Annotated in this window: 8 protein-coding genes; 6 read left to right on the top strand and 2 right to left on the bottom strand. The window is 71.1% G+C overall.

Annotated elements, in window-relative coordinates; genetic code table 11:
• Positions 1 to 82 precede the first annotated feature (82 nt).
• A complete protein-coding gene (locus AO398_RS27870) occupies positions 83 to 259 on the bottom strand; it encodes a hypothetical protein (protein WP_201025842.1) in 177 nt (58 codons plus the stop codon).
• Between the two features lie 132 nt (positions 260 to 391).
• Here AO398_RS27870 and AO398_RS26290 point away from each other — a divergent pair, with 132 nt between their 5' ends.
• The gene (locus tag AO398_RS26290; RefSeq protein ID WP_058195142.1) at positions 392 to 2236 is read left to right on the top strand and encodes an ABC transporter ATP-binding protein; all 1845 of its coding nucleotides are present in this window, start codon (positions 392 to 394) and stop codon (positions 2234 to 2236) included.
• Between the two features lie 192 nt (positions 2237 to 2428).
• On the top strand, positions 2429 to 3352 hold the full coding sequence (locus tag AO398_RS26285) for a cell envelope integrity EipB family protein (protein ID WP_058195139.1): 924 nt from the start codon (positions 2429 to 2431) through the stop codon (positions 3350 to 3352).
• A gap of 224 nt (positions 3353 to 3576) precedes the next feature.
• Here the strand turns inward: AO398_RS26285 and AO398_RS26280 are convergent, their stop codons facing one another.
• Positions 3577 to 3873: a DUF3572 domain-containing protein gene (locus AO398_RS26280; RefSeq protein ID WP_058195144.1), complete on the bottom strand. Its 297-nt coding sequence runs from the start codon at positions 3871 to 3873 to the stop codon at positions 3577 to 3579.
• Positions 3874 to 3953: 80 nt separating this feature from the next.
• On the opposite strand from AO398_RS26280, the gene AO398_RS26275 reads away from it, so the two are divergent.
• From AO398_RS26275 to AO398_RS26260, 4 genes are all read left to right on the top strand, one after another.
• Positions 3954 to 4325, top strand: coding sequence for a response regulator (locus AO398_RS26275; protein WP_007560977.1), 372 nt, complete (start codon positions 3954 to 3956; stop codon positions 4323 to 4325).
• A gap of 78 nt (positions 4326 to 4403) precedes the next feature.
• Positions 4404 to 5777: a PleD family two-component system response regulator gene (locus AO398_RS26270; protein WP_058195137.1), complete on the top strand. Its 1374-nt coding sequence runs from the start codon at positions 4404 to 4406 to the stop codon at positions 5775 to 5777.
• A 431-nt stretch (positions 5778 to 6208) separates the two neighbouring features.
• Positions 6209 to 7414, top strand: coding sequence for a DUF2252 family protein (locus tag AO398_RS26265; RefSeq protein ID WP_058195134.1), 1206 nt, complete (start codon positions 6209 to 6211; stop codon positions 7412 to 7414).
• A 487-nt stretch (positions 7415 to 7901) separates the two neighbouring features.
• The coding region (locus AO398_RS26260; protein ID WP_058195132.1) for an acetyl-CoA carboxylase carboxyltransferase subunit alpha at positions 7902 to 8858 on the top strand (957 nt) is incomplete at its 3' end.

Here is an 8858-nt window from a genome sequence, read left to right as displayed (position 1 = left end):
GGCGGCGGCCATGGCCGGCCCCGCACGCCGCCGGCGCCAGCGCGGCGGCGGCCGTGAAGGGACCGCCCGCGACGACGCTGTGTTACAGCCCGCCCGCGGCCACCAGGAGGTTCTGGGCGTAGACCGGGGCCAGCGCGAGCGGGGGGGCAGGGGCCGGGGGGGGCACCGGACTCGGCAGCAGGAACTGCACCAGCGCCGCCAGGATTCCGGCCAGGATCAGTAAGACGGAAATACGCAGGATTGCAGGGCCACTCAGCACGCGTCACTCGACGATGAAATTCAGTCTCAGGCCTCAGATAATGCTCTCTCGACCTGCCGGCCAACGGCACGGCGCGCCCCCGGGTCGAAGGACCGCTGTCGTCAACAGGGGATCCGCCTGGATGGACCGCCGATGAGCCTTCGGATCGGCCGCCTCGGCGCGCGCCTGGGGGCGCTGCGCTACCTGCCGGCCCTGTTCCGCGAGATCGCCGCGGCGAGCCCGCGCCTGCTCGCCGCGAGCCTGGGCCTGCGCCTGGTGGCGGCCTGCCTGCCGATCCTGTCGCTCTACCTCGCCAAGCTGATCCTCGACGGCATCGTGGCCGAACAGGCCCGCCCGGCGCCAGCGGTGGGGATTGCGGAGTGGCTCTCCGATCCCGGCCGGGCGCGGCTCGCCCTGCTGGTGGGCGGCGAGCTCGGGCTGGCTTTGCTCTCCGACCTCACCGGACGGCTGGCGAGCCTCACCGAGACCCTGATCGGCGATCTCTACGCCAACGCCGCGTCCGTGCGGCTGATGGCGCACGCGGCCTCCCTCGACCTCGCGCAGTTCGAGGACAGCGCCCAGCAGGACCGGCTGGAGCGGGCGCGCCGGCAGGTCAGCGGCCGCACCGGGCTGATCGGGACGGTGTTCGGGCAGCTCCAGGCCCTGGTGACCCTCGCCTCGCTCACCGCCGGGGTGGCGGTCTTCACCCCGTGGCTGGTGGTGCTGATCGCCGCCGGGCTGGTGCCGGCGCTGCTCAACGAGTGGCACTTCACCAAGGCCGGCTATCGGCTGGCCTGGATCCGCAGCCCGGAGCGGCGGCGGATCGACTACCTGCGCTACCTCGGCGCCAGCGTCGAGACCGCCAAGGAGGTGAAGCTCTTCGGCCTGTCGAGCTACATCACCGCGCTCTACGGGGCGCTCGCGAAGAACCTGCTCGCCGAGAACCGGACGCTGGCCACGGCCCGGGCGCGCTGGGGCTTCGCCTTCGCGAGCCTGGGGACGCTGGCCTATTACGCGGCCTACGCGGTGATCGTCTGGCGGACCGTGGCCGGCGCCTTCTCGATCGGCGACCTCGCCTTCCTGGCCGGCGCGTTCCAGCGCCTGCGCGGCGGCATCGAGGGGCTGCTGCTCGGCCTCACCCAGATCAGCGGCCAGGCGCAGTATCTCGACGATTTCTTCTCGTTCTTCGCGATCCGGCCGGAGATCCGCTCGCCCGCGCATCCGGTCCCGGTGCCGAGCCCGATCCGCGACGGCCTTGTGTTCGAGGATGTCGGCTACCGCTATCCGGGCACCGAGATCTGGGCCCTGCGCGGCCTGTCCTTCGCGGTGCGGGCCGGGGAGACCGTGGCGCTCGTCGGCGGCAACGGCGCCGGCAAGACCACGATCGTCAAGCTGATGACCCGGCTCTACGACCCGCACGAGGGCCGGGTGCTCCTCGACGGGCGGCCGCTGGCCGCCTACGACCTCGACGACCTCCGGGCCCGGGTCGCGGCGATCTTCCAGGATTTCGTCCGGTTCGACCTCACCGCCGGCGAGAACGTCGCCGTCGGCCGGATCGCGGCGGCCGACGATCAGGACCGCATCGCGGCCGCCGCCGCCCGGGGGCTCGCCGCCCCGGTGATCGAGCGCCTGCCGGAGGGCTACGCCCAGCCGCTCGGCAAGCGCTTCGCCGGCGGCGTCGACCCGTCGGGGGGCGAGTGGCAGAAGGTCGCCCTGTCCCGGGCCTATATGCGCGAGGCCGAGATCCTGATCCTCGACGAGCCGACCGCGGCCTTGGATGCGCGGGCCGAGCACGACGTGTTCGCCCGGTTCCGGGAGCTGTCGGCGGGCCGCACCACGGTGCTGATCTCGCACCGCTTCTCGACGGTGCGCATGGCCGACCGCATCCTGGTCCTGGAGGGCGGCCGGCTGCTGGAGGACGGCAGCCACGCCGCCCTGATGGGGCAGGGCGGCCGCTACGCCGAGCTGTTCACCCTGCAGGCGCAGGGCTACCGGTGAAGGTCACGGTTTCGAAAGGTCCGGGACCTTTCGCGGGTCCAGGGCAGCGCCCTGGTCCATCGGGGCTCCGCCCCGATGCCCCGCCAAAGGGCTCAGCCCTTTGGGAACCCCATATCGGGGGCCGCCCCGATGCCCGAGGATTGCCCCTTTCGCGTCGCCTGCTATCTGGCGGACCTTGAACCGGGATTATTCATGCGCCTCTCGCACCTCCTGACGGCCGGCCTGCTCGTCTCCGCCTGGGGGGCACACGCTGCGCCGGCCGTATCCGAGCCGCCGGTCCCCGAGGCCAAGGCCGAGGCCCCCGCGCCGGGCCAGGAAGCCAAGGAGATCGTGCTGGCCAACCATCGGGCGGTCTACGACCTGTCGCTGGCCGAGGGCGGCGGCACACGCTCGGTGGAGAGCGCCCGCGGGCGGATCGTCATCGATTTCCGGGGCGATGCCTGCCGCGGCTACACCATGCTGACCCGGCAGGTGACCGAGCTCTCCTCCGGCGAGACCGGCCCGCGCCTGTCGGACATGCGCAGCACCACCTTCGAGGGCGGCAAGGGCCGGGAATTCCGGTTCAAGACCACGACGCTGACCAACAACCAGCCGGCCGCGCCGGTGGACGGCACCGCCTCGGAGCAGGGGGAGTCGGTCACGGTGAAGCTGAAGGGTGCGGCCAAGCCGTTCACCGTCGAGGGGCCGGTGCTGTTCCCGAGCGAGCACATGCGCCACCTGATCACGGCGGCACGGGCCGGCCAGGCGACCCTCTCGGCCAAGGTGTTCGACGGCTCCGACGACGGCAAGAAGATCTACGACACCTTCGCGGTGATCGGCCATGCCGGCACCGGCCCGGCCGCGGCCTCCGACCCGGCCCGCGACAAGCCCCGGCGCGACGGCCCGCTGGCCGGCATGCCGCATTGGCCGGTGCGGCTGAGCTACTACACGCCGGGGGCCGGGGAGCGGACGCCGATCTACACCCTCGGCTTCGACCTCTACGAGAACGGCGTCAGCGGCGCCCTCAAGCTCGATTACGGCGAGTTCGCCATCCTGGGCGACATGACCGCCCTCGACATCGACGCCCAGGCGAACCGGGCGGCCGCGAAGGAGGGGGACAAGGGCTGCACACCGTGAGGGTGCAGTAAGCCGCTGCACGCGCCGTTCCCTCCCCCCTCTGCGGGGGAGGGTGGGCCGGCCGTCAGGCCGGGTCGGGAGAGGGGCAGCGCGACGGGTCAGGATCTCGCGCCTAGCGCGACCTTTCCGGAAACGGCGCTCCCCTCTCCCGACCCTCGCTGACGCGAGGGCCACCCTCCCCCGCAGAGGGGGGAGGGTAAGGCGCACCACCAACCCTAGCCCCCTCAGGCCCAATCATCCTCCGGCTGCGGCGACAGGATGCGCCAGGCCGCCGCGATGCGCTCCGGCTTGATCTCCAGCGCCCCCGCGCAGGCCACGAGCACGCCCTCGTCGCCCATGACGTGGTCGAGAACACCCGCCAGGAAGGCCGGCTCCTGGGCGCTCTCGCGCAGGGTGTCGGCGCTCAGGCCGCTCGCCGCCAGGAAGGGGAGGAGGCGGTCATCCTCCGCGACGATCCACAGCAGAACGTCGAGGGCGAGCCGTTCCGCAGATTCGGCCCCTTGAAGAGGTTTGCCATTCATCAACATGTGATCGCTACAAAGGTCATCAAGGGGCTTCACGGCCCGCTAATCATGATCGGCGCGCACCGGGACATCGGATCATGAAAAAGACGGTGCTGATCGTCGAAGATAACGAACTGAACATGAAGCTGTTCAACGACCTCTTGGAGGCGAACGGCTACGCGACCCTGAAGACCGCCCACGGCATCGAGGCGATCGAGCTGGCCCGCGCGCACCATCCCGACCTGATCCTCATGGACATCCAGCTCCCCGAGGTCTCCGGCCTCGAGGTGACCAAATGGCTCAAGGAGGACGACGACCTCAAGAGCATTCCGGTCATCGCGATCACGGCCTTCGCCATGAAGGGCGACGAGGAGCGGATCCGCGAGGGCGGCTGCGAGGCCTATCTGTCGAAGCCCATCTCCGTCGCGAAGTTTTTGGCAACGGTTCGCGCGTATCTTGAGCCGCGGTGACGCCGAACCGGCGCACTATCGGCGGCGCATGACCGCCCGCTCGGGCGGAATCGCGCAACGGCGCGTCAGCGAGGAACCATGTCGGCCCGCGTCCTGATCGTCGACGACCTGTTCCCGAACGTGAAGCTTCTGGAGACGAAGCTCGGGCTCGAATATTTCGACACCGTCGCGGCCATGAACGGGCCGGACGCGATCGCGATCTGCGAGAAGGGCCTGTGCGACCTGGTCCTGCTCGACGTGATGATGCCCGGCATGGACGGGTTCGAGGTCTGCCGCTACCTCAAGAACAACCCGGTCACCGCCCATATCCCGGTGGTGATGGTCACGGCGCTGGACCAGCCGTCCGACCGCCTGCGCGGCCTCGATGCCGGCGCGGACGACTTCCTCACCAAGCCGGTGGACGACACCGCCCTATTCAGCCGGGTGCGCAGCCTCGTGCGCCTCAAGGCGGTCACCGACGAATTGCGCCAGCGCGCGCTGGCGTCCCGCGAGTTCGGCATCGGCGATCCCCTGGCGCTCGCCACCGCGGAGACCGGCCTCGACGCCCGGATCCTGCTGGTCGAGGACCGGCCCGGCTCGGCCGAGCGCATGGCCGGGGTCCTGCGCCAGCACCACGCCGTCACGATCGAGCCCGACCCGCAGGCGGCGATGCGCCTGGCCGCCGAGGGCGGCTTCGACCTCGCCCTGGTGAGCCTGGACCTCGCGGGGTTCGACGGCCTGCGCCTGTGCAGCCAGCTCCGCTCCCTGGACAGCACCCGGGCCATGCCGCTGATCATGGTGGCCGAGGAGCACGACCGCGCCCGGGTGGTGCGCGGCCTCGATTTCGGGGTCCACGACTTCCTGATGCGCCCGGTGGACCGCAACGAGCTGATGGCCCGGGTCCGCACCCAGGTGAAGCGCAAGCGCTTCACTGAGGCCCTGCGGGGCGCCATGCAGGCCTCTCTGCAGCTCGCCGTCACCGACGCGCTCACCGGCCTGCACAACCGGCGCTATCTCGACAACCATCTCGGCGCGCTGTTTGCCGACGACACCGCCCGCCGCCCGGGGCTCGCCGCCCTGATCCTCGACATCGACCTGTTCAAGGGCATCAACGACAGCTACGGCCACGAGGCCGGCGACGAGGTGCTGCGCACCTTCGCCGAGCGGGTCCGCCAGCACACGCGGCCGGTGGACATCGTCGCCCGCTACGGCGGCGAGGAGATCGTGGTGGTCCTGCCGGAAGCCGGTTTGGCCGAGGCCCGGGCCATCGCCGAGCGTATCCGCGAGAAGGTCGAGGCGCTGCCGTTCTCGGTCCAGCGCGCCACCCGGACGATCCCGGTGACGGTCTCGATCGGCGTCGCCATCCGCCACCCGGAGGATACCGGCCCGGGCGACATGCTCAAGCGCGCCGACATCGCCCTGTACCGAGCCAAGGCGGCCGGGCGGAACCGGGTCGAGCAGCAGGCGGCCTGAGGGGCGCGCGGGCCCGCGCGATTCTCCAGCCTCGCGGACGCCTCGCGGATGGCCAGCGAAATCATAGATCGGCTTTTTTAAAGTAAGATCCTGAAACGCAACGCATTTTCCCCTCCCCCTTGCGGGGAGGGGCAGGGGTGGGGGTGGTGCAGGATCGAACGTCACGGTGCCGTCTGAGCCACCCCCACCTCCAACTCCTCCCCGCAAGGGGGAGGAGAGCGCGTCGGGCCTCCCATCAGCCGCTATGTGGACAGCGTAGCCTCTGCGGGGGACCGCAGGGGCGTGGTGCTTGATCGCGCGATGCCGAACCGCGCCGCGCTCAAGCTGCGTCAAAACGCTCACCCGCCCTTAAGGATGAAATTCTAACCTCGCACCCGACATCGATCCGCGCCCCTGTCGCACAGGGCGCGGCAGAGGATCGGACGACGCGGATGGATATGCAGGTGCCGGCCAGGTCGGGGCGCGCGGCGAGCGAGCTGGAACAGCGCCGCCTGTGCAAGATCGCCTCCTCGCCGCACGCCTATGTCCGGGGCAGCACTGCGCATTTCTACGAGCTCATCGCCGCCATGCCGGCGGGATCCCTGCCGGAGGGGCCACCGATCTGGATCTGCGGCGACGCGCATCTCGGCAATCTCGGCGCGGTGGCGGCCCCCGACGGGCGGATCGACATCCAGATCCGCGATCTCGACCAGACCCTGGTGTCGAACCCGGCCTTCGACCTCGTCCGGCTGTCCCTGTCGCTCGTCACCGCGGCGCTGAACGCGACCCTGCCGGGCATCGTCACCGCCCGGATGATGGACGCCATGGCGGTCGGCGACGCGGACGGGATCCTCGATCCGGATCAGGCCGAGCGGGGCGTCGCCGAATCCGAGATCGTCGCCACCACCCGGCGCCGGGCGCTCGGCCGGCGCTGGCGCCACCTGTCCCGGGAGCGTCTCAAGGGCAAGGATGCCCGCCTGCCGCGCGGCAACCGCTTCTTCGACCTGGACCCGGCCGAGCAGGAGGCGTTCGCGGCCCTGAGCCGCGACCCCGAGGTGCACCGGCTGGTCCTGGCGCTCGGCGGCGCCGAAGCCGGGGCGCCGATCCTGCTGCTCGACGCCGCCTACTGGATCAAGGGCTGCAGCTCGCTCGGCCGTCTGCGCTATGCCGGGCTCGTAGAGATCTCCGGCGGCGCCCGCCCGCATCTCGCGCTCCTCGACGTGAAGGAGGCGGTGCCGTACCTCGCCCCGGCCGCCCCGGGGGCCGACATGCCCGCGGATGCGGCTGCCCGCGTCGTGGCCGGCGCCCTCGCCCTGTCGCCGAATCTGGGCGACCGGATGGTCGCCACCCATTTCCAGGGCACCCCGGTGACGGTCCGGGAGCTGATGCCGCAGGATCTCAAGATCGATGCCGAGCAGTTCTCCCGGAGCGAGGCCGTACGGGTCTCCGGCCATCTCGCCGCCATCCTGGGCCGCGCCCACGGCCGCCAGATGGGGGATGCCGACCGCCAGACCTGGAGCGACACCGTCCGCGCGCCGGGGCAGGGCGCCGACACCCCCGGCTGGCTCTGGTCGGCGGTCACCGACCTGATGGGCGCGCACCAGCGCGGCTACCTGGAGCATTGCCGCCGGATCGCCCGGGAGGACCTGGCGGCGTGATTGTTTGGGATTGGGCGGCCCGACCGCGTTGAACGCTGGCCCATCAACTCGACAATCTGTGCCGGTTTCCATCGCTACCGATTGTGCACGAAGGCCGGACCCGATCGCCTCTCCCCCCCCTCTGCGGGTTAGCGGCTTCACACATCCGGGTGGTTTTGAAACAAAGCTCTGAAACACGACACGTTTTTCCCTCCCCCTTGCGGGGAGGGGTAGGGGTGGGGGTGGTGCAGGATCGAACGTTGAGGGTGCCTTCTGAGCCACCCCCACCTCCAACTCCTCCCCGCAAGGGAGAGGAGAGCGCGTCGCAAATCTCCCCGACGCACCCTCCCAACCCCGCCACCGCAACCGAGCGGCCAAAAAAACCCCGCCCGCGCAGCCCCCACGCAAAGCTGCTCGAACCCGGCGCCGGTTGACACCAAACCCGCCATCGCCAACACCTCGCGCCCGCCGCTTCCGGAGCGGCGAACCCGGGAAGACCTGTGACACGATGGCGGTGACGCGCACCTACCTCGACTTCGAGAAGCCGGTTGCCGAGCTGGAGGCCAAGCTCGAGGAATTGCGGGCGGTCGGCGAGCGCGACGGCGCCGTCTCGATCTCCGAAGAGGTCGGCCGGCTGGAGGCCAAGGCCGGCCAGGCCCTGGCCGAGATCTACGCGAGCCTCACGCCCTGGCAGAAGACCCAGGTGGCCCGCCACCCGCAGCGCCCGCATTTCGTGGATTACTGCGCCGGGCTGATCGCCGAATTCACGCCGCTCGCCGGCGACCGCAGCTTCGGCGAGGACGCCGCGATCCTGGGCGGCTTCGGCCGCTTCCGCGGGCGCCCGGTTCTGGTGCTCGGCCAGGAGAAGGGCGCCACCACCGAGGCGCGCCTACGCCACAATTTCGGGATGGCCCGGCCCGAGGGCTACCGCAAGGCGGTCCGGCTGATGGAGACCGCCGACCGGTTCGGCCTGCCGGTGATCGCCTTCGTCGACACCGCCGGCGCCTATCCGGGCATCGAGGCCGAGGAGCGCGGCCAGGCCGAGGCCATCGCCCGCTCCACCGAGGCGTGCCTGGCGCTGGGCGTCCCCAACGTCGCCGTGGTGATCGGGGAGGGCGGCTCGGGCGGCGCCATCGCGCTCGCCACCGCCAACCGGGTGCTGATGCTGGAACACGCGATCTACGGGGTGATCTCGCCGGAGGGCGCCGCCTCGATCCTGTGGCGCGACCAGGGCCGCGCCCACGAGGCCGCCACCGCCATGAAGATCACCGCCCAGGACCTGCTGCGGCTCGGCGTCATCGACGGCATCATCCCGGAGGCCACCGGCGGCGCGCATCGCGACCGCGAGGCGGCGATCCGGGGCGCGGGCGACGTGATCGCCTGCGCGCTCGCCCAGTTCGAGGGCTTGAGCCCCGTGGAGATCCGCGACCGCCGCGCCGAAAAATTCCTCGCCATCGGCCGGACC

This window comes from Methylobacterium sp. GXS13 (assembly GCF_001455965.1).
Lineage (GTDB): Bacteria > Pseudomonadota > Alphaproteobacteria > Rhizobiales > Beijerinckiaceae > Methylobacterium.
This window is presented reverse-complemented; position numbering and strand designations above follow the sequence as displayed.

Bases quoted from the DNA above. Each gene is read 5' to 3' on its own strand.
- AO398_RS26270 (WP_058195137.1), top strand. From the start codon at position 4,404: ATGTCGGCCCGCGTCCTGATCGTCGACGACCTGTTCCCGAACGTGAAG.
- AO398_RS26265 (WP_058195134.1), top strand. From the start codon at position 6,209: ATGGATATGCAGGTGCCGGCCAGGTCGGGGCGCGCGGCGAGCGAGCTG.
- AO398_RS26275 (WP_007560977.1), top strand. From the start codon at position 3,954: ATGAAAAAGACGGTGCTGATCGTCGAAGATAACGAACTGAACATGAAG.
- AO398_RS26280 (WP_058195144.1), bottom strand. From the start codon at position 3,873: ATGAATGGCAAACCTCTTCAAGGGGCCGAATCTGCGGAACGGCTCGCC.
- AO398_RS26290 (WP_058195142.1), top strand. From the start codon at position 392: ATGAGCCTTCGGATCGGCCGCCTCGGCGCGCGCCTGGGGGCGCTGCGC.
- AO398_RS26285 (WP_058195139.1), top strand. From the start codon at position 2,429: ATGCGCCTCTCGCACCTCCTGACGGCCGGCCTGCTCGTCTCCGCCTGG.